This is a genomic window from Pseudidiomarina piscicola (assembly GCF_902806985.1).
GTDB lineage: Bacteria > Pseudomonadota > Gammaproteobacteria > Enterobacterales > Alteromonadaceae > Pseudidiomarina > Pseudidiomarina piscicola.
The window spans coordinates 469,124-496,039 of the sequence record NZ_CADCXY010000001.1; the positions used below are offsets into that span (position 1 = coordinate 469,124).

The window sequence follows — 26,916 nt, forward strand, 5'->3', positions numbered from 1 at the left end:
ATCGAGTTAGCGCACGGCTCAATCCCTTGAGCCATTCCCCTACGCTCGGGACTCATCTCCATTGGTCCCGAGCATTTTTTTATCTACCGCTCGTTAGTGAGGAGGTAAACCCATGGGATCTGCGAAGAGATCATCTTTGAATCGTTCTGATCGTCCAAATTATGACACTGAGCTTGAGGCGATTGCTGACTACGTGTTGGCGACCGAGATCGACAACGACCTAGCCTGGCAAACAGCGCGTCATTGCTTTATGGATACCATAGGCTGCGGCCTGTTGGCATTACGCTACCCTGAATGTTTGAAACACCTAGGGCCGCTCGTCGCAGGCACTCAAGTGCCACACGGAGCCAGAGTTCCAGGTACCGCGTTTCGGCTTGACCCGGTGAAAGCGGCATGGGATATCGGTTGTTGCGTGCGTTGGCTCGACTACAACGATACCTGGTTGGCGGCAGAGTGGGGGCATCCGTCTGATAATTTAGGCGCGATATTGGCTCTTTGCGACCACCTTTCACAACAACGAATGGCGACCGGGCAGCCGCCACTGACCTTAAAGCATGTGCTGGAAGGAATGATCAAGGCCCATGAAATTCAGGGGGTGTTGGCCCTAGAAAACAGTTTCAACCGGGTCGGTCTTGATCACGTTTTGTTAGTCAAAGTTGCATCAACAGCTGTAGCGACATGGCTCATGGGGGGCTCTCGTGAACAAGTACTCGCTGCGTTGTCGCATGCATGGGTTGATGGCCAGTCGCTGCGCACTTATCGCCATGCACCAAATGCTGGCTCGCGGAAGTCGTGGGCAGCAGGTGATGCAACCAGTCGCGCCGTGCGCTTGGCAGACATCGCCATGCGCGGCGAAATGGGGATCCCAAGTGCACTCACCGCGAGAGAATGGGGCTTCCATGATGTCAGTTTCAAGGGGAAGCCGCTGTCGCGACAACAAGAATACGCCAGCTATGTGATGGAGAATATTCTTTTTAAACTCTCGTTTCCGGCAGAGTTTCATGCTCAAACCGCCTGTGAAGCCGCGATTAAGTTGCATGACGCGGTGGTTGAGCGAGTCGATGAAATCGACAAGATTACGCTTACCACGCATGAGTCGGCGATACGCATCATTGCCAAAGAAGGAACCTTGGCAAACCCTGCTGATCGCGATCACTGTTTACAGTATATGGTTGCGGTGCCACTGTTATTCGGTGAGCTCACGGCTGATCATTATGAGGATGAGTTTCATCAAGCGCACCCACGAATTGATCAATTGCGTGAAAAAATGCAGGTGGTTGAAGATGAAAGCTACAGTCGTGATTACTTAGACCCAGACAAACGCTCGATCGCTAACGCGATTCAAGTATTTTTTAAAGATGGAACAAGTACCGAGCGTGTTGAAGTTCACTACCCGATCGGCCACCGTCACCGCCGCGACGAGGGTATCAAGGTACTTGAGCAGAAATTCGCGCGCAATTTGACAACGCGCTTACCACCGCAGAAAGTAGAGAAGATTCTCTCTGTTTGCAATGATCACCAGCGCTTTTTGCAAACGCCGGTGACCGATATGATGGCGTGGCTAACGTTTTAACCGCGCCAAATCACCAGTAAAATAAGAATCGGACAAACAAACTTGACGTACCATGGCCAGATTTTCCAAAACATTGATTTTTGGATTTCTGGCGAACCTTCTTGGAGTGCCTTTAACAGGTAGTTTTGCCGTAATACCCACGTCAATAAGACACCAAAAGTTAAGCCCAACAAGGGTTGCATGTAAACCGTGGTGATCGTGATAACCAGACCAAACAAGGCCTCGAAATTGTAGATGATAAGTGCCGAGGTAACGCCAATGGTACTACCTACAACCCATGCCATTTGCGAGCGTGGTTGACCGGTTTCTTCACGAAGGGCATTCACCGGCGCCTCTAGCATGGAAATGGAAGAGGTAATCGCGGCGATAACCATCAATGCGAAAAACGCGAAAGCGACCCATAGCCCCACGCTCCCCATGGAGTCGAACATGGCCGGTAGCACTGCAAATACCAGTGTGTCTGAGGAAAGTAACACGCCTGCATCATCGTAAATAACCACGCCTAGCTCTTGCGCGGCAAACATTGCCGGTAAAATAAGCAACCCCGCGAGAAAGGCCACGGAAGTATCAAGGCCGGCGACCCAACCCGCGGTTTTTGGCAAGTTTTCATCTTTTGAAAGGTAGGCGCCGTAGGTCATCATACAGGCCGCACCAATAGACAGAGAGAAAAAGGCTTGCCCCATTGCACGAATAATTAAATTCGGCTCAAGTACCTGACTAAAGTCTGGGGTTAGGTACATTTTAAGGCCTTCACCTGCACCAGGTAGGGTTAAAATGTAAATCACCATGGCGATAAGTAAAACAAATAACAATGGCATTAAACGCGTTGACCAACGTTCTATGCCATTGGTGACGCCCGAGCGGATCACATGGATGGTTAACAGTAGGAACACCACCATCATGCTTAAATTACGCTCGACGCTAAAGTCGGTTAACCATTGGGCTGCTGCGGTGAAGCCCATAAGCTCTGCTAAGGGTGCGAACATGAAGGCAAGTAACCAACCTGACACAATTGCGTAAAAGCTTAAGATTAACGACAGTATGACCAAACCAACAATACCGGTTAGCGCGCCAAAGCCGCGCCAAAAACGTTTCTCGCTTAAAGCCCGCAAGGCTTCGACCGGGTTGCGCTGACGCATACGGCCAATGGTGAGTTCCGCCACCAGCATAGGGTAGGCAAGGGCCAGTATCATAACCAGATAGACTAATAAAAATGCGCCGCCGCCATTACTCGCAGCTTGGGTAGGAAAACCCCAAATATTACCAACGCCAACGGCTGAGCCAGCGGCGGCAAGTATAAAGCCAATACGTGATGAAAATGCAGGTGAAGAAGCCATAGATCGATTCTTTTTTTAGTTATGAATAATTGAAGAGGTTACGGTGATAATTCGCCTCGAAGATCAGTTTGTAGATAACGTTCAATATCGGATTGCGACAAATCTTGCGAGAGTAAATAGTGTAGCTTGGTAAGCGCAGCTTCAATGGTCATATCGTAGCCACTGATAACGCCGATTTCCGCTAGGGCATTGCCGGTAGCGTAACCGCCCATATTTACTTTACCTTTAAAGCACTGCGTACAATTTAAAATGGTAACCCCAGAACGAACTCCGCGCGACAAGCTCTGCAGTAATTGCTCATTTTGCGGTGCATTGCCAACACCATAGCTTTGTATAATCAACGCGCGCATGGGCTGTTGTAATAAGTGATCAAAAAGCACCGGTGAAATACCCGGATACAGCGTTACTACGCCAATTGGTTGAGGCGTAACCTGTCGTACGTGTAATGGGGTTTGAACAATTTCTTTTACGGTACCAGATTTCACCGTGATCTGGATCCCAGCTTCCAGCAAGGGGCGAAAATTGGGTGAATCAAACGCATTAAAACCATTGGCATCTGCTTTGGTTGAGCGGTTGCCACGGTACAGTTGGTTGTTAAAGAATAAGCCGACTTCATGGATGGGGTAGTTGGCGGCAATATAGAGCGCATTCAATAAGTTGGTTTGCCCGTCTGAGCGCAGTGCTGCCAAAGGGATCTGCGAGCCGGTAACGATGACAGGCTTGCCGAGATTTTCGAACATAAACGACAGTGCAGAAGCGGTGTAAGCCATGGTATCGGTGCCGTGCAGTATCACGAAACCATCGTACTCGGCATAGTTGCGCTGAATGTCATCGGCGATGCGTTGCCAGTCTTGCGGTGACATATCCGATGAGTCCATCAATGGCGCGTATTCGTGGATATCAAACAGCGGCATCTCGGCGCGGAAAAACTCCGGCATTTTATTCACACATTCGGTTAAAAAACCAGGCGCAGGGACATAGCCCTGCGCCGATTTCTGCATACCAATGGTGCCGCCGGTATAAGCGACATAAATGCGTTTTCGTTCAATTGTCATTTGTGATTAAACCTTACCACCACTTAAAAAACTAAAGCGTTAGGGTAATGGGCAAAGTTCACATAGCAGATAGACACCCTTTGGATCATTAAACTTAGAGGTCAACTGCAGCTCGCGCCATACACCCATTAACTGCTGTTTCATCGGGTCGATGGTACGTGGAGTCTCGCTGACAGGCAAGAAAACTTGTGCTGTGCCGAAGACATCTCGCAAGAATCGTTCACGCGCATTAAGCTCTGGCGCAATCGTAGTCACTTCAAATTCAGTTAACCCAGCAAGCTCAGCGGCGGCCGAAATTGCATCATCGAGGTCACCTAAACGATCCACCAAGCCAAGTTCTTGTGCTTTGACGCCGGTCCAAACGCGTCCTTGTGCAACCTCATGAACTTGGTCGTAGGTCATGTCGCGGCCTTCCGCGACCATGCTTACGAAGTCATGGTAAAACTTGTTGATCGAGCTTTGAATGACTTCAGCACCGGCTTCAGGAAGAGGGCGAGTAATATCCATTACTGGCATCTCAGTGGTATGGTAACCATCACTGTAAACGCCAATATGAGCTAACGAGTCTTCAATCGTAAAGAACATACCAAAAACACCGATAGAGCCCGTAATGGTAGTAGGCGCTGCCCAAATTTGATCGGCACTAGCGGCGATCCAGTAGCCACCTGAGGCCGCAACTGACGACATCGATGCAATTACTGGAATACCGGCTTCTTGAAGCTCTAGTACTTCTTGACGAATCACTTCAGACGCAAAACCACTGCCACCTGGGCTGTCGATGCGAAGCACCACTGCTTTGGTGTTCTCGTCAAGACGCGCCTTACGCAATAACGCAGCGGTGCTGTCGCCACCAATAGAACCGGCTTTTTGATAGCCATCAACAATAACGCCACGGGCAACAACTAGCGCAATTTGGTCTTGTTCAACGTCGGCTGGCAGCGCCGGCTCTTGAGCTTCGAGATAGTTAGTATGACTAATTTTACGCCAGCTTTTTTCGTCTTTATCAAGGCCGGTTAGATTAATCATTTGGGTACGAAACTGTTCGCGCGTTAATAATTCATCGACGAGGCCTGCTTGCAGCGTCATTTTGGCCATGTCTTCGTCACTTTCAGCAAGAACTGCTTTAAAGCCGTCGATGGTGCCAGACAATAAACGCTCATCAATTTCGCGCAACTGCTGCAATGAGGATGTGTAATCAGCCCAAAGCGCATCATAAAGCTCGGCATTTGCTTCTTTTGCCTGTTCTGACATGTCGCTGCGAGTATAAGGTTCGACTGCAGATTTATAGGCACCTACTTTAAAAACATGGGTACTAACTTTTAATTTGCTTAGTAAGTCTTTGAAGTAGAGCCCGTAGCGACCCATGCCTTCAAACATCATGGCGCCAAGCGGGTTCAAGTAAACTTTATCGCCATGGGCGGCAATAAAGTATTGCGATTGCGAGTAAACATCGCCATAGCTGTACACTGGTTTACCTGATTCACGGAAGTTCAATAAAGCTTCGCCAACTTGCTTCATTTTATTCATTCCGCCGCCAGTAAAGCTCGACAGATCTAGGTAGAGACCGCTAATACGCTCATCTGTTTTCGCTTTTTCGATGCTTTCGAGCACATCTTTAAGTAGCGTCTCTGGGGGCGTGCCAGGACTACCAAAGGCTTCATTAAAAAATGAATCCATCGGGTCAACCCAGGTTGTTTCCTCAACTAAGCTACCGCTTAATTTGACGACCATTACGCCGTTATCGGGAACCAAAATCGGCTCATCGTCGGCCATCATGACAACAAAAACAACGGCCACAATTAGGAAAAAGATGATGTTCAATATAATTTTTCGGATCCCGTTGATAAGGCCGAACAATTTTTTGAATACGTTGGCAATTCCGCTCATTTATCTGCGTCCTTTATAGGTTACTTTACTCGCTCAGAATGCAGAATACTTAAGATCATTGTAATAAACCAGCGACACAATGTAACAGAGCGTGATCCTTTGATAAGCTAGTGCTATGAGAGTTTTCTAACTTAAGGATGAAACATGCAGGCGCTTGAATTACTTACCACACGCTCTTCAATGCCACGACTGATTGAACCTGCACCGAGTTCAGCACAGTTTGAACTCATGCAGCGTGCCGCTGGGCGTGCACCGGATCATATGGCGCTGATGCCGTATCGCTTTGTGGTATTTGAGAAAGATGCTCGGCATCGTTTAGGGGATATTTACCGTGCAGCGGCACAACAAAAGGGGTTATCCGATGACGCCTGCCTTAAAGCCAGTCAACTCCCGCTTAGAGCGCCGATGGTGATCGCTTGTTTACTTGACCATCAGGGCTTCGAAAAGGTGCCAAGAGACGAACAATTTGCCAGTGCTGCGTGTGCAACATTATTGATGCAGCAAGCGGCATTTGCACAGAATTTAGGCGCTATCTGGCGGACTGGGTGGTTCGCCGAAGACGAGTTGGTATTGCGCGAACTCGGTGGCAAAAGTGATGATGCGGTGGTTGGCTTTCTTTATGTGGGCACGCCCGCGGTGCCCACGCCGATTAAACCGGATAAAGCCATTACCGAAAAATTCAGTAATGGCTAACCTAACTTAAAATTCTAGCTTAAAATTCTAGGTTTTTCGGTGCCCGCGGGAATGGGATAACATCACGAATGTTTGTCATTCCCGTAACATAGGTCACTAAGCGTTCGAAACCTAAGCCAAAACCAGCGTGAGGAACGGTGCCGTAACGACGTAGGTCGCGGTACCAACTGTAATGCTCAATTGGCAGCCCCATTTCTTCCATACGCGTATCTAATCTATCGAGACGCTCTTCGCGTGCGCTCCCACCAATAATCTCACCGATACCAGGCGCTAAGATATCCATCGCAGCAACGGTTTTACCATCGTCATTCTGGCGCATATAGAACGCTTTGATGTCTTTCGGATAGTTTTTCAATACGATAGGCGCACCGACATGCTCTTCGGCAAGATAGCGCTCATGCTCAGACTGTAAATCGGTCCCCCATTCGACCGGGTATTCAAACTTTTTCCCGCAGTTTTCCAGAATTTCAACAGCTTCACTGTAGTCCATGTGCACGAATTTGTTGCTGACCAAGTGCTGCAGTCGATCAAGAACATTACTGTCGATGCGTTTTTGGAAGAACGCCAAGTCGTCGGCACGTTCTTCTAACACGGTGTTAATACAGTATTTAAGCATTGCTTCCGCAAGGTCTGCAATATCATTTAAATCGGCAAAGGCCAGCTCTGGCTCCACCATCCAAAATTCTGCTAAATGCCGGCTAGTGTTTGAGTTTTCGGCACGGAAGGTTGGTCCAAAGGTATAGACTTTTGACAAGGCACAGGCATAAGTTTCAGCATTCAGCTGACCTGATACCGTGAGGAATGACTCTTTGCCAAAGAAGTCTTTGCTGTAATCGACGGTACCTTGCTCGTTATGCGGCAAGTTCATCATGTCGAGGGTCGAGACCCGAAACATTTCGCCAGCACCTTCGGCATCTGAGGCAGTTAAAATCGGTGTTGCTACCCACATGTAGCCATGTTCGTGAAAGAAGCGATGGATTGCCTGCGCCAAGCTGTTACGCACTCGCATCACAGCACCGGTTACGTTAGTACGTGGGCGTAGGTGTGCATACTCACGTAAGTACTCCATAGAGTGAGCTTTCGGAGACATAGGGTAGGTGTCAGGGTCGTCCACTAGACCAAACACTTCGACCTTGGTTGCTTGTAATTCAAACGCTTGGCCTTTACCTGCAGACTCGGCCACGGTTCCCGTGATCGCCACGCTTGCACCGGTGGTTAACTTTAAGACTTCATTCGTATAATTATCGAGTTCGTTGGGTACCACGGCCTGAACCGGATCAAAACATGATCCATCGTGAATATTAATAAACGAGATACCGGCTTTTGAATCGCGGCGAGTTCGAACCCACCCGCGGACGGTAACTTGTTCACCAACGGCGACTTTACCCGCTAAAACATCGACAACTGTTGCGAAGGACATACGTCTTAAAACTCCGTGTACAAGGTGATAAAAATAAAATTCAAAAAAGAGCGCCTATGTTACCTTGCTTTGCTCAAGACTCAAGTGAAAATCACTGTCGCTGGGCGAGTTCGGTAATGGCTTGCGTCAGTTTTGTCAGTTGTTCTGGACGAATCACAAACGGTGGCATCAGGTAAACTAAGCGACCAAAGGGCCGGATCCACACCCCGGCATCAACGAAGGCTTGTTGTGCCGTTGCGACATCCACTGCTTGCTGCATTTCCACTACGCCAATCGCACCAAAGCAACGCACGTCAGCCACACTTGGCAAGTGTAGCAGTGGTGATAGCTCACGTTTTAACTGCGACTCAATTGCAGCAACTTGGGTCGGCCAATGCTCTTGCTCCAATAATTCTAAGCTGGCGTTCGCCACCGCACAGGCCAACGGATTGCCCATAAAGGTTGGGCCGTGCATAAAGGTGCCACCCGCTGGGCCAGCACTAATGGTGGTGGCAATATTGTCGCTGCAAAGAACTGCTGCCATTGTCATGTAACCACCGGTGAGCGCCTTGCCGACACACATAATGTCAGGGCTCACATCAGCATGTTCGCAGGCAAACCAACGTCCCGTTCGACCAAAGCCGGTGGCGATTTCATCAGCGATAAGCAAAATATTGTAGTGCCGACAAAGGCGAGCGGCCTCTGTTAAGTAGTTTGGGTGGTAGAAGCGCATCCCACCAGCGCCTTGTACTATAGGTTCGAGAATAAGTGCTGCCAATTCATGCTGATGCTCACTGAGCAGCCGCTCTAAGGGGGCAATCACGGTAGGATCCCATGGCTCATCCGGTGTCAGTTGTGGAATCGGCGCAAATAGCTGCTCGCGTAAACTACCGCGAAACAAGCTATGCATGCCATTCACCGGGTCACACACCGACATCGCCGCGAAGGTATCGCCATGATAACCACCGCGTAATGTGGCCAAGCGATTTTTTGCTGGTTGTTCTTGCGCAGCCCAATATTGCACGGCCATTTTAATTGCAACTTCAACAGAAACCGATCCGGAGTCGGCTAAAAACACGCGCTCGAGGCCGGCGGGTGAGTGCTTGACCAATCGTTTACAAAGTTCGACCGCGGGTTGATGAGTGATACCACCAAACATGACATGGCTTACTTGATCCAGCTGTGCTTTTGCCGCTGCGGTTAATGCCGGATGGTTATAGCCATGAATGGCGGCCCACCACGACGACATTCCATCTACCAGTCGACGGCCGTCAGTGAGTTCAATTTCACAGCCTTCGGCGCATTGAACCGGATAGACGGGGAGGGGATCTTGGAATGAGGTATAGGGATGCCAGATATGGTCACGATCAAATCTTAAATCACACTGATGCATAAATAATAACCAGTCGTTATCTTTTGTGGCTCTACAATGTTGACAGTGTACCGATAAAAGGTATCCTCTTCGAGCATAAATTAAAACAAATGCCTTTAACTACGGATACCACCCTATGACCGCCACTACTGTTCGCCATGACTGGCAGCGCGATGAAATTGAAGCGCTTTTCAATCAACCTTTTAACGATTTGCTGTTTCACGCGCAGCAGGTCCACCGCGCACATTTTGATGCCAATAAGGTACAGGTCAGCACCTTGCTATCGATTAAAACTGGGGCTTGTCCAGAGGACTGCAAATACTGCCCGCAAAGTGCTCACTACCGTACTGATGTTGATCGCGAAAGGTTAATGGCAGTAGAGAAAGTTCTCGCAGAAGCAGTCGCTGCAAAGCAGCAGGGGGCAAGTAGGTTTTGCATGGGGGCCGCTTGGCGTAACCCTAAAGATCGTGACATGCCTTATGTGATTGAGATGGTGAAAGGTGTGAAAGAGTTAGGCCTAGAAACCTGTATGACACTTGGCATGCTATCGGCTGAACAAGCGAAAGTATTACAACAAGCAGGGCTCGATTATTACAATCATAACTTAGATACCTCGCCGGAATTCTATGGCGAGATCATTAGTACGCGTACCTACCATGATCGTTTGCAAACCCTAAGCAATGTGCGAGACGCAGGAATGAAGGTATGTGCGGGTGGTATCGTTGGCATGGGTGAGAGTCGTTCTGACCGCGCTGGCTTGCTGCAGCAATTAGCAAACTTACCGAAACACCCTGAGAGTGTGCCGGTGAATATGTTAGTAAAAGTCAAAGGCACACCTTTTGAAAACCTTGATGATCTCGATCCTTTTGAATTTGTTCGCACCATTGCCATTGCACGCATTCTAATGCCGGCCTCGTTTGTCCGCTTGTCGGCAGGGCGTGAAGAAATGAGCGATGAGTTACAAGCGATGTGCTTTATGGCGGGTGCCAACTCGATCTTCTACGGTGAACAATTGTTGACGACCGCCAATCCAGAAGCAGATAAAGACCAGCAGTTATTTAGCAGGCTCGGCCTAGAGCCGTTGCAAATGGAAGGCTATAGCGACGATGTGCATGAAGCTGTGATTGCCGATGCGGTGGCAGAAGAGGAACATCCGCCGCTGTATTACCAAGCGAATTAGCGAGCCAAACCGCGTGCAAACGAGTATTCAGCAACAGTTAACGGAGGCCTTAAACCAGCGCCGTTCTGAGCAACGGCTACGCCAGTTAAACACTGTCAATGCGATAAGTGCCAGTGAGGTTGCGGGTACTTACGCCGGGCGTCGGCAAACCTGGATTAACTTCTCCAGTAACGATTACTTAGGTTTAAGCCATCACCCAGATGTAGTGGCAGCGATGGCCAGTGCGGGTCAAGCTGGCAGCAAGGCATCGCCCTTGGTCACCGGGTACAGCTCAATACATCATGATCTAGCACTGCAGCTTGCTGATTACTTACAACGTGACCGAGTGCTGCTTTTTAGCTCAGCATTTGCCGCTAATGCTGGCGCACTGACTACCCTCGGGCGTCATTACCAACACCTATGGTTAGATCGCCTGTCACATGCTTCCCTGTTGAACGGCGCACGCCACTGCGGAGCGCCATGGCGGCGCTTTGGCCACCAAGACTTCGACAGCCTGCAACAACGTCTTGGCTCCGGCAGCCAGCTGGTGATCGCAGAAAGTATCTACAGCATGGACGGCGACGAACTCGATCATTTTGGTTGGCGCCGGATCGTTGGAGCGGACCAGGTTGATGGCTACCTCGATGATGCCCATGGTTTTGGTGTACTTGGTGCTGAAGGCGCGGGCGCCTGTGAGCTTTATTCGCAACAGCAGTTAAGTTTCGTCAGCTTGGCCTTCGGTAAAGCAACTGGCGTAGCCGGTGGTGCGTTGGCAGTTCCTGAGTCAGTGGCCGATTATTTAATTAATTTTTGTCCAGAGTATATTTACTCGACGGCGATGCCGCTCGCTCAAGCCAGTGCAATTAAGGCTTCGGTCACATTGATGCAAAGCGCAGAAGGGCGTTTGCGCCGGGCACTATTGCGTGAACGAATTGAACAATTTAAAAGTGGCTGTCAGGCGTTAGGGCTGCCTATTACTGCATCCAACTCGGCCATTCAAGGTGTCATCGTTGGCGCTGATCGTAAGGCCTTAGAACTAAGTGAAGCATTACGAGCAGCTGGAATTTGGTGTTCAGCGATACGCCCGCCGACAGTACCTGAAGGCAGTGCGCGGTTGCGCATAACCTTAACGACTGCGCACAGTGAAAGCCAGGTGGCGCACCTGATTAACGCGCTAGACCAGGCGCGAGAAAAGCTATGACGAAAGCGCTTGTATGGGCAAAAGAGCTGGCCTACGAGGAAGCTGTCACGCGCTACGATAAAGCACGTGTGGCGCGGCAATTTTCCCGCGCTGCTGATTCGTATGTGAAGCATGACTACTTGCAACGCCGAGTGGCGGAAGTGTTAATTGAGCAACTTAAACCAAGCCCAGGCCCGCTGCTTGATCTTGGCTGCGGGCCTGCGCACCATGCGCCCAAATTAGCGCGCTGTGCCGAACAGTACGTCGGCGTAGATATCGCATCCGCTATGCTTACCAAAGCGCAACAGAATTATCCTGCTGGGGCTTGGTTGGGGGCCGACATGGAGCTGTTACCCTTTGCTAATGCAAGCTTCTCGACACTTTATTCAAATTTGGCTATGCAATGGGGGAATAACTTAAGTCAACTGCTGCGCGAATGGGTACGCGTACTTCGGCCAGGTGGACAATTACTGTGTTCGACGGTGTTAGCGGGCTCGATGTGGCCCTTGGGAGAATGCTTTGCGCAACTCGATGGCCAGCCTCACCATAACCGCTGGCATAGTGCCAATGGGATTCGGCACCAATTAGCCCAACTGCCGGGGAAATTTGAGGTGGCCGAACGGCACTTCTGTATCGACTACCAAACCCTACGAGACATGTTGGGTGACTTAAAAGGGATAGGTGCCAACTACACGGTACGAGATAGCCAAGCAGGGTTTAGTAAAACTCGGTTACAACGTCTGACAGCGACGATGGAAAACTATCGCACAGGCTCTGGGAAGCTTGAATTACATTGGAATATAGGCCTTATTACGGGGCGCAAAAGTTGAGTAAATGACAATATGACTTGCATTTTTGTGGCTGGCACCGATACCGATGTCGGAAAAACCTTGGTTAGTACTGCATTGCTTTATCGAGTGGCAGCGGCTGGTATTCAAAGCTTGGCTATGAAACCGGTTGCAGCTGGCGCCGAGATGACTACGGCTGGTTGGCGCAATGAGGACGCGCAACAGTTGCACGCTCATATAACCGTTAGCGATGTGGCTTATGAACAACTGAACCCAGTTTGCCTGGCACCGCCCGTTGCGCCTCACCTGGCGGCAGAGGAGGTTGGAGAAACTTTATCGGTGGCGCAGTTAACCGCGGCTTTTAACCAATTACGCGGTCATTACACGCATGATTTGATGATTGTTGAAGGTGCTGGTGGCTGGTTAGTTCCTTTAAATGATCACGAGACCCTTGCGGACTTTGCTTGTGCCATAAAACCTAAAGTGATTTTAGTGGTGGGATTAAAACTAGGCTGTTTGAATCATACCCTGCTGACGCTTGCGGATATGCAGCAACGTGGGATTGAGGTGGTGGGCTGGGTTGCCAATCAAGTGACAGCCGAGGGCATGTTATTACAAGCAGAGAACTTAGCTTGGTTAAAGCGGAGGCTAGCACCCCCGCTACTTGCAACTTTACCGTACTTGCCCGAGGCAAGCGCAGCAGCAGCTGCCGCTTATCTGCCCGCTAGCCACGAGCTGATGTCAGTGTTGCAGGGCAATTGAGCTTTACGCCCGTTTTGAAATACATAGCCGTCTTGGTTACCAGTGAGGGTCATTTGGTCATCGATGATTTCCAGTGCTGTGCCTTCGCGTAACGCTAGCACAGGCGTGTCACAGGCAATGGCCATGAACTCAGCTAAGCGTTGGTCACGGGTTTCACCGTGAAACCCAGGCGGCTGATAATCGCTGTAGTGTGGGTTTAGCTGAAACGGCACAAGCCCTAACGCCGAAAAGGATTCAGGCTCAACGATAGGCATATCATTGGTCGTACGGATTGAAATTCCAGCTATGTTAGAGCCGGCACTCCAGCCTATATAAGGCACACCGTCTCGCACCGCATCTTGTAGCGCGGTGACCAACTTGCGTTCTTGCAGTTGTGCGAGTAAGTGAAAAGTATTGCCGCCACCGACTAAAATCGCTTGTGCCTGTGCAATGGCCTTCTGTGGATCGGCGGCCGCTGCTAGAGAAGTGACGGAAAAGCCATGCGGCTGCAGTTTCTCTGCGACTCTAGCGGTATAGCTTTCATAGCTCATGCCGACACCGGCAAAGGGCACAAAGAGAACTTCGCAGCCCTTTTTGCAGTGTTCAAGCGTCTCGGCAAGGTGGTTTTTAAGTTGTGGCAAAACGGGGTCTAAATAATCACTGTCAGCTACTTTTGAGCTTGAACAGAGAAGGATTTTACGTTGATTCATGAGGTTTCCTGACACCGATTAAAACAATGGCTTATGGTAGCAAAAATTTGGCCACCCAGCGATGAAAATACGGTACTATCTACCAATTAGAGACCTTAAAATAGCGACCACGCAAGAAAGGATGATCATGACGAACTGGAGTGCGCGGAGTTGGCGCGAAAAGCCGATTCAACAACAGCCGAATTACACTGACCGAGAGCAACTTAGAACCGTTGAGCATCAGCTGAAAACCTATCCACCGTTGGTTTTTGCGGAAGAGATACGAGCCTTGCGTGCCCAGTTAGGCCAAGTAAGCCAAGGCCATGGTTTCTTGTTGCAGGGCGGCGATTGTGCTGAGTCATTTGCTGATTTTAGTGCACCGAAAATTCGTGACACCTTTAAAGTGATCTTACAAATGGCGGTTGTACTGACCTTCGCCGGCTCTTGCCCAGTGACCAAAGTTGCACGCATGGCAGGGCAGTATGCGAAGCCGCGTTCGGCCGACTCAGAAGTGATTGATGGTGTTGAACTGCCAAGTTACCGCGGTGATATTATTAATGGTTCAGAATTCACTTCGGCGGCACGTATTCCTGATCCACAGCGAATGGTGCAAGCCTATCATCACTCGGCAGCAACACTGAATTTACTCCGTGCATTTGCCCAAGGTGGTTTAGCCGATTTACATAAGGTTCATAAATGGAATATGAGCTTTGTCGCGGCCAACCCATTAAAAGATCAATACTTAAAGGTGGCCGAGCAAATTCAGTCAGCGTTGAAGTTTATGGAGGTTATGGGCATTACCGCGCAAAATAATGCAACCATACAGGAAACTCAGCTGTTCACCTCGCACGAGGCATTGTTGCTCCCTTACGAAGAAGCCTTAACGCGCACCGACACCTTAACGGGCTTGCCTTATGACTGTGCTGCGCACATGGTTTGGATAGGTGAGCGCACGCGGCAACTTGACCACGCACATGTAGAGTTCATGCGTGGCATTCATAACCCAATTGGTGTTAAAATAGGTCCGACCACCAAAGCCGATGACGTTATTCAGTTGCTGGATGCGTTAAACCCAGAAAATGAACCTGGACGGATGACACTTATCACCCGGATGGGGGCAGGGAAGCTGGGCGATGCGTTACCGGCGTTAGTTCGTCGTGTAAAAGCTGAAGGTCGGCACGTGGTGTGGTCAAGTGATCCGATGCATGGCAATACGGTAAAAGCTGAAAACGGCTTGAAAACACGTAACTTCGACGCCATACATCAGGAGTTACGCCAGTTCTTTGCGGTCCATCAGGCCGAAGGTACCTACCCAGGTGGTGTGCATTTAGAAATGACTGGCGAAGACGTAACTGAATGCACCGGTGGTGCCTATCAGATTAGTGAACAAGATTTGACGCAACGCTATCGCACCCAATGCGATCCGCGTTTGAATGCAGACCAAGTGCTGGAATTGGCATTCTTGGTTGCAGAATCTCTCCGTGAGGCACGTCAAGGCCGCGGTTAAACGACATTTTCGAGGTTTAAGTAGTATATGTCACAACAGGTTGAGCAGTTTTTCGAGAACCTATGGAACGATTACATCAAACTCACGCCATCAGCGGCGAAAGTGCATCAGGTACTAGGGCAGGGGCGTGACATTATTAATGACCACGTGGCGTTTCGTACCTTTAACAAAGCGCCAGTGCGGCTTGCTACGTTAGCTAAACACTTTGAAGCGATGGGCTATAAAGCTTGTGGTGATTACACTTTTGAAGCGAAACGACTCGTTGCCAAGCACTACGAACATGCAGACCCGCAATTGCCGAAAATTTTTATCAGTGAATTGTTGGTGGAAGAGTTTAGCCCTGAATTACAAGACATTGTGACCCAGCTCGTCGATCAAATTGATCCGAGTGCGGTCGAAAGCGCCGAGTTCTTGTATTCTGGCAAACACTGGCAAATTAGCAGCAACGACTATGAGCGTTTACTCGAAGAGAGTGAATATGCTGCGTGGATGGCCGCGTTTGGCTTCCGAGCGAACCATTTCACGGTAAACGTGAATGAACTGCCCGACTACGAGTCGTTAGAGCAGGTCAACCAAACCCTCAAAACGGCAGGTTTCCGTCTTAATAGTTCGGGTGGTGAAATCAAAGGGTCTCCTGATGTATTTCTTGAGCAATCATCGACCATGGCTGACTCCACACCGGTTCGCTTTAGCGACATGGAAAAAGTAATTCCAAGCTGTTTCTATGAGTTTGCTAAGCGCTATGAAATTGCGCCAGAAAAACTTTACACGGGTTTTGTTGCTGCATCTGCAGACAAAATCTTCGAAAGTACTGACGCAAAATCAGCGGCTGAATAATCGATTCAGCCTAATAATGATGCCGCTCAAGGTTCGTCTCAGCGAGAATCTTGGCGGCAATTTCTTCCACTGAAAAGCGCGTTGAATCTAAAAATGGAATCGCTTCTCGGCGATACATCTTTTCTACTTCCTGCAGTTCGAATCGACATTGTTGCATTGAGGCATAGCGCGAGCCGTCTCGGCGTTTACTGCGTATTTCATGTAACCGTTGTGCTTCTAAAGTTAAGCCAAATATTTTATGACGATGCAACTTCAATGGTTTAGGCAACTGTAAGTTTTCCATATCGTCATCTTCGGTCAACGGATAGTTGGCGGCTTTGATTCCGTAATGCAGAGCAAGATAAAGGCTGGTGGGCGTTTTTCCGGTACGAGATACGCCAAGTAAGATAATGTCCGCCTGATCATAGTCTGAAATATTGCTGCCATCATCGTTTGCTAACGAGTAGTTCACCGCTTCGATGCGACTATCATAGCTATCACGGACGCCATTTTCTTGAATACTATGGGTTCGATGAGTTATTGGCTTAGCTTCCATGTTGAGCTCAGCACTTAAGGGCTCAATGAAATAGTCAAGGAAGTCAAAGTCAGCGCCTTTGGTCGCAGTGATCACGTTTTTTAGGTCCTGACTGACAAAGGTGTGGAAAATCACCGGTCGCTCACCCGATTCTTCGTAGGCGGCGTTAATCTTTTTCGCGGCTTGCTCAGCTTTGGTAATCGAATCAATAAAAGCTAAGGTTTTATGCTCAACTTGCGATGGAAACATAGATAGCATTGCACGCCCGAACGCTTCCGCGGTCAATGCTGTGCCATCGGAAATATAGAAAATAGTGCGCATGAATGGTTTCTCTGGCTAGAAATTCTTGATCAATCTTAACCTTTTCGTCGCTAACGTGTAAAATGCTATGCCATCTCACGCCCAAAGGGCGAGGCTCTCCAATGACGAGGAATGACACGTGCAACAAAACGTAACCGACTACGTACTTTGGTATGATCAATTAGGGATGAATGATGTAGGACGCGTGGGAGGAAAAAATGCGTCTCTCGGTGAAATGATCAGCAATTTAGCTGGCGCAGGGGTCGTTGTCCCGAACGGCTTCGCCACCACCGCCGAGGCTTTTAATGAGTTTCTTGAGCAGTCAGGGGTGAACGATCGCATTTATGCGTTACTCGACGACCTTGATACCGACGACGTGAAAGCACTGGCGGAAGCTGGTCAACAAATACGTCAATGGATCATCGACACGCCGTTCCAGAAAGAACTCGATGCTGCCATTCGTGATGCGTATCAACAGCTTAGTGGTGATCATGCAGAGTTAAGCTTTGCGGTTCGCAGTTCTGCAACAGCGGAAGACATGCCTGACGCTTCGTTTGCCGGTCAGCAAGAAACGTTCTTAAATGTGCGCGGCATTGACCAGATTATGGAAGCCATTAAGCACGTGTTTGCATCGTTATTTAACGACCGTGCTATTTCATACCGTGTTCACCAGGGCTACGACCATCGCGGTGTCGCACTCTCCGCTGGCATCCAGCGCATGGTGCGCAGCGACACAGCCTCTTCTGGGGTGATGTTCAGTATTGATACTGAATCTGGTTTTGATGACGTGGTGTTTATTACCTCGTCGTTCGGACTCGGCGAAATGGTCGTACAGGGTGCCGTAAACCCAGATGAATTCTATGTTCACAAGCCAACTCTTAAAGCCGAGCGTCCAGCGGTACTGCGTCGCAATTTAGGTAGTAAGAAGATCCAGATGATCTACTCAGCGAGTGATGAGCATGGTAAACAAACGGAAATCGTTAACATTCCAGCCGAACAGTCGCTGACGTTCTCTGTTTCTGATGCCGACGTAGAAGACTTAGCGCGTCAGGCAGTGATTATTGAGCAGCACTATGGTCGCCCGATGGATATTGAATGGGCTAAAGATGGCACCGATGGCAAGCTTTACATTGTGCAAGCTCGCCCAGAAACCGTGCAGTCGAATAAAAACAGCCAAGCGGTAGAACGCTTTAGTCTGGCGCAAAAAAGCGACGTGATTGCGACGGGTCGAGCGATCGGTCAGCGTATTGGTAGTGGTGTTGCGCGGGTACTTGCCGATATTTCGGAAATGGACCAAGTACAACCCGGTGATGTCTTAGTTACGGACATGACCGACCCAGATTGGGAGCCGATCATGAAGCGGGCGGCGGCGATTGTGACAAACCGTGGCGGTCGCACCTGTCATGCGGCAATTATTGCTCGCGAATTAGGTATTCCAGCGGTGGTTGGTTGCGGCAATGCAACAGACCTGATTAAAGCTAACCAAGCCGTTACCGTGTCTTGTGCTGAAGGTGATACCGGCTTTATTTACGACGGCAAACTTGATTATGAAGTCAACCGTTCGGATATCGGCGATATGCCTGACTTGCCGTTGAAGGTAATGATGAACGTGGGTAATCCGGACCGGGCCTTTGATTTTGCCGGCTTGCCACATGCTGGGGTTGGTTTGGCGCGTTTGGAATTTATTATCAATCGAATGATTGGTGTGCACCCGAAAGCGTTACTTAACTTCGATCAGCAAGCACCAGAGCTGCAACAACAAATTAGCGAGTTTATGGCAGGTTATTCGTCACCACGCGAATACTATGTCGCCAAGCTGGTTGAGGGTATTGCAACCCTTGGTGCAGCGTTCTCACCCGAGCGTGTGATTGTGCGTATGTCGGACTTTAAGTCGAACGAATATGCAAACCTCATCGGTGGTCGTCAATACGAGCCTCATGAAGAAAATCCAATGTTAGGTTTCCGTGGTGCGTCGCGTTATATCTCAGAAGAGTTCCGTGATTGCTTTGCCATGGAATGTGAGGCCATCAAGCGTGTTCGTAACGACATGGGGCTGCGTAACGTTGAAATCATGATTCCATTTGTGCGTACCCTCGAAGAAGGTCGCAAGGTTATCGAGTTACTCGCTGAGGAAGGCTTAGTGCAAGGCGAGAATGGTTTACGCGTGATAATGATGTGTGAATTGCCCTCAAATGCGCTACTCGCAGACCAGTTCTTGGATATTTTTGACGGCTTCTCTATTGGCTCTAACGACCTAACGCAGCTTACTTTGGGGCTAGATCGTGACTCTGGAGTGATCGCTCATCTCTTTGATGAACGTAATGAGGCAGTGAAAGCAATGTTAGCGATGGCGATTCAAGCCGCTAAGAAGCGCGGCAAATACGTCGGTATTTGTGGGCAAGGCCCGTCAGACCATCCAGACTTTGCCCAGTGGCTCGTCGAGCAGGGCATCGATTCCGTTTCCCTCAATCCGGATACGGTGGTCGATACCTGGCTGTACTTAGCAAAACAAATGAAATAACCCTAATCGCTGCGGCGAAGGAGTCTTACTTGGCAACAACAGCAGTACAGGTGTTATCAGCAGTAGACCACTATGATGCACCTGAGCCAGCTTACCGGCGTTACCTGCACGACCTCGAGGTCACAGGCTTTGCCGGTGATATTGACGACAGTTATGGTGGCCGTTTAATCGCGGCCACCGATAACAGTGTTTATCAAAAGACTCCGCAAGCGGTGCTTTATCCGCGTACCACCAAAGACTTACAAACCGCCCTAACACTGGCGCAACAGCAAGCCTATTTGCAGTTGCAATTTAGTCCGCGTGGGGGAGGTACAGGAACCAATGGCCAAAGCCTTAGCCATGGTGTCATTATTGACCTGAGTCGTTACTTCACAGAGGTTCTGGAAACCGATCACGAACAAGGGTGGGTAAGGTGTCAGACTGGGGTCATTAAAGATCAGTTGAATGACGTCGTGCGCAGTGGCGGTTGGTTTTTCTCGCCAGACTTATCGACCAGCAACCGAGCCACTATTGGCGGTATGATTAACACCGATGCCTCAGGGCAAGGGTCCTTGGTCTATGGTAAAACCAGCGATCATATTCTGCGACTACAGGCCGTTCTCATCAATGGTGAAGTGATTGAAACGGGGCCGGTCTCACTCACGGAAGCCAAACAAAAAGCAACTGCCGAGAGCCTCGAAGGGTCACTGTATCGTCAAGCATTAGCAAGTTGTGTCGGTAAACGCGCACAAATTGAAGCTAAATTTCCGGCTTTGAACCGATTCCTTACGGGGTATGACCTCAAGCACTGTTACGATCCGGTTGGCGAAACCCTTGACCTGTCACGTTTGTTGGCCGGCTCAGAGGGCACATTGGCGTTTATTACCGAGGCAAAGCTAAACTTAACGCGAACGCCACAACACAAAGTCTTAGTGAATATTAGTTATCGTGACTTTGATGCGGCCTTGCGCCATGCCCCGGTATTGGTTCGTGCCCAAGCAACCTCAGTAGAAACCATTGATAATACCGTTTTAGACCTAGCGCGAAATGACATTATTTGGCATAGCGTGCAAGCGCACTTGTCTGAGGGTAAGGCCGACCAACCCATGGACGGTATCAATATGGTCGAATTTACCGCGGTCGATGAAGCTGAAATTGAGGCGAAGCTCAGCCAGCTCGTAAACACCTTAGACACCGAACTCGCCGGCGGTGACTATCAACATGGTGTGGTGGGTTACAAAGTTTGTCGCGATGCGCACAGCATCAGTATGATTTATGCCATGCGTAAGAAAGCTGTCGGTTTACTAGGTGCGGTGCAAGGCGAACGAAAGCCCATTGCCTTTGCCGAAGACACTGCGGTGCCGCCAGAATCGTTAGCCGACTTTATTACCGAATTCCGGCAGCTGCTGGATCAACACGATCTGCAGTACGGTATGTTTGGCCACGTTGATGCCGGTGTATTACACGTCCGCCCAGCGCTCGACATGAAACAACCCGACGATGAAAAGTTATTGCGTCAAGTGAGTGATGAAGTGGCGCAATTAACTGCGAAGTACGGCGGTTTAATGTGGGGCGAGCATGGCAAAGGCTACCGTTCGGAGTATGCACCGACCTTTTTTGGTCCAGAATTATATTCTGAGATTCAAAAAATTAAGGCAGCGTTTGATCCAGACAATCGGCTTAACCCAGGAAAACTCGCAACGCCATATGCTCATCCCACAGCTGAATTGGTTTCGGTGGATGACCGCAAACGCGGCTACTATGATCGCCAGATCTCCGCGTCGGTACGCAAGGGCTATGCGCCAGCGATGAACTGCAATGGCAATGGTTTATGCTTTAATTACGCCAAAGACTCGCCGATGTGCCCCTCGTACAAAGTAAGCGGTGATCGACGTCATTCGCCAAAAGGGCGTGCGACATTAATTCGAGAATGGCTGCGCTTAACCGGCGAGCAGGGGCTTGACGTGAGCCAGCCAGTGACTGCTAAATTTGCGTTGTTCAAAGAGCTTAAAGGGCGTCATAACGGCCGTGATTTTAATCACCAAGTTAAAGAATCGATGGATGCATGCCTTGCCTGCAAAGCTTGTGCGAGTCAATGCCCAGTGAAGGTTGATGTGCCTTCATTCCGTGCCAAATTCTTGCAAAGGTATTATCAACTTTATCGCCGACCGCTACGTGATCATTTGGTGGCTACAGTTGAAAAAACAGCGCCGCTGATGGCTAAAGCGCCGAGAACTAGTAATTTACTGACCCATAACGCTGTCAGTCAGTGGCTGTTTCAGCGCATTTTAGGTTATGTGGATACGCCTAAACTTTCGGTTCCAAGTTTGGCTAAAAGATGGCATAACCAAGGCTGGCAGAGCCAAAGTGTCACCGAGTTACTGACATCACCACCGAGCGAGATTGCGCGTAAGGTTGTGCTGGTACAAGACCCCTTCACGAGCTTTTATCAGGCCGAGACTGTCGAAGCAATGGGGAAAGTTATTCGTGGTTTGGGCTACGAGCCGATTTTGTTGGAGTTTATTGGTAACGGCAAAGGGCAGCACGTAAAAGGCTTCTTAAAGCAGTTCAGCGCAACGGCGACAACAGTGACGAAGCAGCTCAACAGGCTGGCCGATGCAGGCTACAAAATGTTGGGTATGGACGCCTCAACTGTACTCTGTATGCGCGATGAGTATCACCAGTACGCGAACGAGGCCGTTCGTTTTGAGGTTGAGCTACCACAGGAGTGGTTACAGGAACAGCAAGAACAACTGGCCAGGTTACCGGTATCTCCAACCAGCCCAGCCCTGACGACACAAGCACAGCTGTTCCTGCATTGTACCGAGCAAACCGCATTGCCTACTTCTGGGAAGCTATGGCAGCAAATTTTTGAACAAGTGTCATTGCCGGTTGCTGTTATCGCGACAGGCTGCTGTGGCATGGCAGGAACCTATGGCCATGAAAAAGAACAACAGCAAAACAGTGCCAAGTTGTTTGAAATGAGCTGGGCCGAACCCATTGCTGCTAGCGAACAAGCTCTTGTTAGTGGCTTCTCATGCCGTTGCCAGGTGCAACGTTTTGCCCAGCAACCGGCAACAAAAAAGCTGCAGCAGGTGAAGCACCCGGTGCAGCTTTTAGCAGAGCTGTTAGGCTAATTATTTTTGCTTCGCAGCTTTTGCTTTGGCAATCACTTCACGCGCGAGCTCATCAGCGATTTCGCCAGTAGGCCGTTTCTCAGCTGTTGAGCGAGCAAAAATTGTATCAAGGGTGTCATAGATACCGCGTACGCGCTTGTCTGTTTCTTCACGGCTCATGTTCGCAGCTTCGCTACAAACGTGAATCACACCGCCGCCGTTAATGACGTAATCAGGCGCGTAAAGAATGCCCATATCCATTACTTTCTTATCGTGTGCTGGCGTCGCTAACTGGTTGTTGGCGCTACCGGCGATGATTTTCGCTTTGATTTGGCCCAAGGTATCGTCGTTAATCGTTGCACCTAGAGCACATGGCGCATAGACATCGACGTCAAGACCATAAATATCGTCAAGACCAACCACGGTGGCGTTCAGTTCGTCAGCCGCACGCTGGCAAGCTTCTTCATTGATATCGGTGACATAGAGTTTTGCGCCTTCTTTGGCACAATAAGCAGCAAAGTCATAACCAACCGCGCCAAGCCCTTGAACAGCAATTGATACACCGTTCAGGTCATCAGCGCCAAACTTATGTTTTGCCGCGGCTTTAAGGCCTAAATAAGTACCTAACGCAGTGTGAGGTGAAGGGTCACCTGCTTTTTCCGCAGTACCGGCAACGAAGTCGGTTTCTTCAGCAACATGGGCGATATCGCTGGTGCGGATATTAACGTCTTCGGCAGTGATGTAGCGACCACCTAAGGTGTTAATGAAGCGACCATAGGCACGGAAAAGCTCCGCAGATTTGATTTTCTTGGCATCGCCGATGATAACCGCTTTACCGCCACCAAGTGGAAGACCGGCCAAGGCACTTTTGTAGGTCATACCACGTGAAAGGCGCAGTACATCTGTTAGTGCTTCAGCTGATGACGCGTAATCCCACAGGCGCGTACCGCCTAAAGAGGGACCTAAGGTCGTATCATGAACTGCAATAATGGCTTTAAGCCCGGTTTCTTTATCATGACAAAACACGACTTGTTCGTGTTGGTCGAACTCTTGATGCTCAAATAGCGACATGAGTGCTGTTTCCTCGTTCATCCCAAAAATTTCGCGCACATTAGCATTTTCACCTTGCCCGCGCTAGTGAATGATAAAAATAAAACGTTTACGTAAACGTAAAGCCTTGCAAGCTAAGTTTACACAATTTCGGACTTTGCCCAAAAGCCCTTTCACGGTAGTATGTAGGCAACAAAGTTATGCCTAGTATCAACCACTAAAATTCGATAGGAAGAGACTTATTATGGCCAAAGAACAGCCAGAACTTACCCAGGAGCAACTCTCGGCATGGGTACGCGAGCAATTTCAGGCAGCTAACAAATACTTGGCTGAGCAAGGTATTATCAGCGATCAAATATTAACCAAGGACTCACGCTATTTAGCGCCTTACGTCGCGGTTTGGAAATTTGTCACCCAAGACAAAAAAGAACTATGGTTGATCAACGGTGATGTGCCTACCGATGTGGCGGGAACCAAAGCCGCGAACAATGCGCGTGATGTGATGCGCTACTTTTCATTTCAGTGGCAAATGAAGGCGCAAGGTCTTTTAAGCGATCCTAAAGCAAGTGCTGATCCAGAGCAGCAACGCTATGCGCAGTATTTAGTGAATCGGGCTGAAGCCTTGTATGACTTGGTTGGTACCGAAGAGCTATGGCAAGCTCCGGAAGAGCAGGGCAACAGTTAGTCTGTTGCCTCAGCATTATCCTCGACTTCTTGCACCAAATGAAAAACGCCCAAGTTAAGTAGCTCATTGAGACACTGAAGCGCTTCACTGTCGTTAAACACCGCGGAGCATTGGGCCAACGGTGTCTCCTGCTCTAATTCGAGTAATTGTTTGAGCCCAGCAGAGAGCTGCTGCGGCTCGGCAATAACTTCTCCCGCCGCATAAAGTCTTTGGTCACTGCCTAAAAGTAACCGCGCACCAGGTGTACGACAGAGCAGCATTGATGTTGTTGCATAGCTGGCAAGCTCAGCAAGCGTTAATTCGCGCTCAGGCACCGGTAGTGGACGCTTTGACTGCGACATGACTTGTTGGAGTGCTTGGACTCCTGCGGGCGACGCTAATTGTTCTCGCAATAGCTGTTGAACTTGCTCAATTTGCGCGGAAGAAATCGCATAAGCTGTTGGCGGTGTCGTGAATTTCGGGTCTCGATAGCGCGCAAAGTCTTGCTCACTGGCGAGTAATTGATCAGCTAGTTGTGCTAACCATTCGGCACTGTTCGGAGCTCGAAATCCGATCGAATAATTCAAGCTTGGTTCAAGCGCAATGCCATGATGAGGACAACCGGCCGGAATATACAACACGTCGCCAGCCTGTAACACCGTATCAATACAGGCGTCGAAAGAGCTGTCTTTGAGCTGTTTTAAGTCGGCGTGAGGGCAGAACTCTTCAGCGTTACTGACACGTTCACCAACGCGCCAGTGGCGCTCGCCGGCACCTTGAATGATGAATACATCGTATTGATCTAAATGCGCACCGACACTGCCATTTTCCGTGGCGAAACTGACCATGACATCATCAACGCGCCAATCGGGTAAAAATCGAAATGGCTGAAGCAAACTTTGAACATCAGGAAACCATTCATTTACCGCTTGTACGAGAAGGGTCCAGTCAACTTCACCAAAGCGTTCATAATCTTCAAACGGGCCGTGCTCGACGTCCCAATTGCCTTGTTGTTGACGGATGACACGGGCATCAACCCCATCTTCCATGGCTAGGCCTGCCAATAACTCGGGCGCGATCGGGTCGGCAAACGGCGCCATACCACCACGAATCAGTAATGGCTGTTGTTGCCAATAGTCGCGTAAAAATTCTTCCCGATTAAGTTGCAACTGAAACGCCATTAGTTTAACTCGTCGACAAACTGAACGGCGCGGCCAATGTAAGATGCGGGGGTAAGCAACTTCAGTTCAGCCTTGACTGTTTCTGGTAATTCTAAGCTGTCGATGAAGTCTGCCATGGCCGCTTGATTGACGCGCTTACCGCGCGTTAGCTCCTTCAGTTTTTCATACGGTTTTTCGATGCCATAGCGACGCATCACGGTTTGAATTGGTTCGGCGAGCAGTTCCCAGTTCTGGTCGAGCTCACGCATTAAGTTATCGGCATTAACCTCGAGTTTACTTACACCTTTTAGGGTTGCTTGATACGCGACGAGCGCATAGGCAAAACCAACACCGAGATTACGTAATACGGTGGAATCGGTGAGATCGCGCTGCCAGCGACTAATAGGCAGTTTACTGGCTAAGTGCTGCATCATTGCATTTGCGATACCAAGGTTACCTTCAGAGTTCTCGAAATCGATTGGATTCACTTTGTGTGGCATGGTTGATGAACCTACCTCGCCAGCAATAGTGCGCTGTTTAAAGTGGTTCAGTGCAATGTAGCCCCAAATGTCACGGTTGAAGTCGATCACGATGGTATTAAAGCGAGCGACGGCGTCGAACAGCTCAGCAATGTAGTCATGCGGTTCAATTTGTGTGGTGTAGGCATTCCAAGTTAAGCCTAACCCAGTTACAAATTGTTCAGCAACATGGTGCCAATCGACGTTAGGATAAGCCACTTGATGAGCGTTATAGTTGCCCACCGCGCCATTAATTTTACCTAGCAAAGGAACGGCTTGAAGTTGCTCAAGTTGACGTTGCAGGCGCACATAGACATTTGCCATTTCTTTGCCCATGGTACTCGGCGTCGCCGGTTGGCCATGGGTACGCGCCATCATAGGTACTGCTTTGTGCTCTTGCGCGAGCTGTTTTATGGCATCGCTTAACTGCTGCATGGTTGGCAACATGACGTCGCTTAATGCTTGTTTTAGCATTAGTGCATGAGACAGGTTGTTGATGTCTTCCGAGGTACAGGCAAAATGGATAAACTCGGTGACAGCATTAAGCTCGTCTTGCTCAGCCACTTGTTCTTTCAAGAAGTATTCGACTGCCTTCACGTCATGATTGGTAGTGGCTTCAATTTGCTTCACTCGTTCAGCATCTGCTTCGCTAAAATTTTCAATCAGATTATCTAAAAAGGTGTTAGCCGCGTCGGAGAATGCAGGAACTTCACTGATTTCGGCTGTCGCAGCGAGTTGTTGTAACCAACGGATCTCGACGACCACCCGATTACGGATGAGACCGTATTCACTAAACATCGGTCGTAACGCTGCGGCTTTAGAGCCGTAACGGCCATCGACAGGAGAAAGAGCGGTTAAAGCGGATAAAGTGGTCATC

General features: G+C 49.5%; 21 protein-coding genes. 11 read left to right on the plus strand and 10 right to left on the minus strand.

Annotated elements, in window-relative coordinates:
- Positions 1 to 112: 112 nt before the first annotated feature.
- Positions 113 to 1,573, plus strand: a complete 1,461-nt coding sequence (locus PSI9734_RS02425) for a bifunctional 2-methylcitrate dehydratase/aconitate hydratase (protein ID WP_173919517.1) — start codon at positions 113 to 115, stop codon at positions 1,571 to 1,573.
- Here PSI9734_RS02425 and PSI9734_RS02430 read toward each other — a convergent pair.
- The 3 genes from PSI9734_RS02430 to sppA are packed head-to-tail and all read right to left on the minus strand — an operon-like array spanning position 1,570 to position 5,852.
- Entirely contained in the window at positions 1,570 to 2,910 is a 1,341-nt protein-coding gene (locus PSI9734_RS02430; protein ID WP_173919518.1) for a sodium-dependent transporter, read from the minus strand. The genes PSI9734_RS02425 and PSI9734_RS02430 overlap by 4 nt on opposite strands.
- 38 nt (positions 2,911 to 2,948) lie before the next feature.
- Positions 2,949 to 3,959: an asparaginase gene (gene ansA / locus PSI9734_RS02435; protein ID WP_173919962.1), complete on the minus strand. Its 1,011-nt coding sequence runs from the start codon at positions 3,957 to 3,959 to the stop codon at positions 2,949 to 2,951.
- Positions 3,960 to 4,004: 45 nt separating this feature from the next.
- Positions 4,005 to 5,852 carry a signal peptide peptidase SppA gene (sppA, locus tag PSI9734_RS02440; RefSeq protein ID WP_173919519.1) on the minus strand — a complete coding sequence of 616 codons (1,848 nt, stop codon included), beginning with the start codon at positions 5,850 to 5,852 and terminating at the stop codon, positions 4,005 to 4,007.
- 144 nt (positions 5,853 to 5,996) lie between these two features.
- Here sppA and PSI9734_RS02445 point away from each other — a divergent pair, with 144 nt between their 5' ends.
- Positions 5,997 to 6,545 carry a nitroreductase family protein gene (locus PSI9734_RS02445; RefSeq protein WP_173919520.1) on the plus strand — a complete coding sequence of 183 codons (549 nt, stop codon included), beginning with the start codon at positions 5,997 to 5,999 and terminating at the stop codon, positions 6,543 to 6,545.
- 19 nt (positions 6,546 to 6,564) lie between these two features.
- Here the strand turns inward: PSI9734_RS02445 and asnS are convergent, their stop codons facing one another.
- Both asnS and bioA read right to left on the minus strand, forming a co-directional pair.
- Positions 6,565 to 7,965, minus strand: coding sequence for an asparagine--tRNA ligase (gene asnS / locus PSI9734_RS02450; RefSeq protein WP_173919521.1), 1,401 nt, complete (start codon positions 7,963 to 7,965; stop codon positions 6,565 to 6,567).
- A 91-nt stretch (positions 7,966 to 8,056) separates the two neighbouring features.
- A complete protein-coding gene (gene bioA / locus PSI9734_RS02455; protein WP_173919522.1) occupies positions 8,057 to 9,337 on the minus strand; it encodes an adenosylmethionine--8-amino-7-oxononanoate transaminase in 1,281 nt (426 codons plus the stop codon).
- 115 nt (positions 9,338 to 9,452) lie between these two features.
- Here bioA and bioB point away from each other — a divergent pair, with 115 nt between their 5' ends.
- The 4 genes from bioB to bioD are packed head-to-tail and all read left to right on the plus strand — an operon-like array spanning position 9,453 to position 13,205.
- On the plus strand, positions 9,453 to 10,496 hold the full coding sequence (gene bioB, locus PSI9734_RS02460) for a biotin synthase BioB (protein WP_173919523.1): 1,044 nt from the start codon (positions 9,453 to 9,455) through the stop codon (positions 10,494 to 10,496).
- A gap of 13 nt (positions 10,497 to 10,509) precedes the next feature.
- Positions 10,510 to 11,676 carry an aminotransferase class I/II-fold pyridoxal phosphate-dependent enzyme gene (locus tag PSI9734_RS02465; RefSeq protein WP_173919524.1) on the plus strand — a complete coding sequence of 389 codons (1,167 nt, stop codon included), beginning with the start codon at positions 10,510 to 10,512 and terminating at the stop codon, positions 11,674 to 11,676.
- Positions 11,673 to 12,485 carry a methyltransferase domain-containing protein gene (locus tag PSI9734_RS02470; protein ID WP_173919525.1) on the plus strand — a complete coding sequence of 271 codons (813 nt, stop codon included), beginning with the start codon at positions 11,673 to 11,675 and terminating at the stop codon, positions 12,483 to 12,485. The genes PSI9734_RS02465 and PSI9734_RS02470 overlap by 4 nt, the downstream gene beginning before the upstream one ends.
- A 12-nt stretch (positions 12,486 to 12,497) precedes the next feature.
- On the plus strand, positions 12,498 to 13,205 hold the full coding sequence (gene bioD / locus PSI9734_RS02475; RefSeq protein WP_173919526.1) for a dethiobiotin synthase: 708 nt from the start codon (positions 12,498 to 12,500) through the stop codon (positions 13,203 to 13,205).
- Here bioD and pepE read toward each other — a convergent pair.
- Complete coding sequence (gene pepE, locus PSI9734_RS02480) at positions 13,157 to 13,894, minus strand: dipeptidase PepE (RefSeq protein ID WP_173919527.1); 738 nt, start codon at positions 13,892 to 13,894, stop codon at positions 13,157 to 13,159. The two genes, bioD and pepE, sit on opposite strands and share 49 nt — an antisense overlap.
- Before the next feature lie 127 nt (positions 13,895 to 14,021).
- On the opposite strand from pepE, the gene PSI9734_RS02485 reads away from it, so the two are divergent.
- Positions 14,022 to 15,380, plus strand: a complete 1,359-nt coding sequence (locus PSI9734_RS02485; protein WP_173919528.1) for a class II 3-deoxy-7-phosphoheptulonate synthase — start codon at positions 14,022 to 14,024, stop codon at positions 15,378 to 15,380.
- Positions 15,381 to 15,407: 27 nt separating this feature from the next.
- Entirely contained in the window at positions 15,408 to 16,217 is an 810-nt protein-coding gene (locus tag PSI9734_RS02490; RefSeq protein ID WP_173919529.1) for a DUF1338 domain-containing protein, read from the plus strand.
- 10 nt (positions 16,218 to 16,227) lie between these two features.
- Here PSI9734_RS02490 and ppsR read toward each other — a convergent pair whose 3' ends face one another.
- Positions 16,228 to 17,052, minus strand: a complete 825-nt coding sequence (gene ppsR / locus PSI9734_RS02495; RefSeq protein WP_173919530.1) for a posphoenolpyruvate synthetase regulatory kinase/phosphorylase PpsR — start codon at positions 17,050 to 17,052, stop codon at positions 16,228 to 16,230.
- Positions 17,053 to 17,170: 118 nt separating this feature from the next.
- Between ppsR and ppsA the strand changes: the two genes are divergently transcribed.
- Both ppsA and ydiJ read left to right on the plus strand, forming a co-directional pair.
- Positions 17,171 to 19,552, plus strand: a complete 2,382-nt coding sequence (gene ppsA, locus PSI9734_RS02500) for a phosphoenolpyruvate synthase (RefSeq protein WP_281351417.1) — start codon at positions 17,171 to 17,173, stop codon at positions 19,550 to 19,552.
- Between the two features lie 50 nt (positions 19,553 to 19,602).
- Positions 19,603 to 22,668, plus strand: a complete 3,066-nt coding sequence (gene ydiJ / locus PSI9734_RS02505) for a D-2-hydroxyglutarate dehydrogenase YdiJ (RefSeq protein WP_173919964.1) — start codon at positions 19,603 to 19,605, stop codon at positions 22,666 to 22,668.
- On the opposite strand, the gene PSI9734_RS02510 is transcribed toward ydiJ, so the two are convergent.
- A complete protein-coding gene (locus PSI9734_RS02510; protein WP_173919531.1) occupies positions 22,669 to 23,718 on the minus strand; it encodes a Glu/Leu/Phe/Val dehydrogenase dimerization domain-containing protein in 1,050 nt (349 codons plus the stop codon).
- A 223-nt stretch (positions 23,719 to 23,941) separates the two neighbouring features.
- Between PSI9734_RS02510 and PSI9734_RS02515 the strand changes: the two genes are divergently transcribed.
- The gene (locus PSI9734_RS02515) at positions 23,942 to 24,382 is read left to right on the plus strand and encodes a DUF4826 family protein (protein WP_173919532.1); all 441 of its coding nucleotides are present in this window, start codon (positions 23,942 to 23,944) and stop codon (positions 24,380 to 24,382) included.
- On the opposite strand, the gene PSI9734_RS02520 is transcribed toward PSI9734_RS02515, so the two are convergent.
- Together PSI9734_RS02520 and purB are read right to left on the minus strand one after the other, a co-directional pair.
- Entirely contained in the window at positions 24,379 to 25,542 is a 1,164-nt protein-coding gene (locus PSI9734_RS02520; RefSeq protein WP_173919533.1) for a cupin domain-containing protein, read from the minus strand. The two genes, PSI9734_RS02515 and PSI9734_RS02520, sit on opposite strands and share 4 nt — an antisense overlap.
- Positions 25,542 to 26,915 carry an adenylosuccinate lyase gene (purB, locus tag PSI9734_RS02525; RefSeq protein ID WP_173919534.1) on the minus strand — a complete coding sequence of 458 codons (1,374 nt, stop codon included), beginning with the start codon at positions 26,913 to 26,915 and terminating at the stop codon, positions 25,542 to 25,544. Before purB ends, PSI9734_RS02520 begins: the two co-directional genes overlap by 1 nt.
- Position 26,916: the final 1 nt, after the last annotated feature.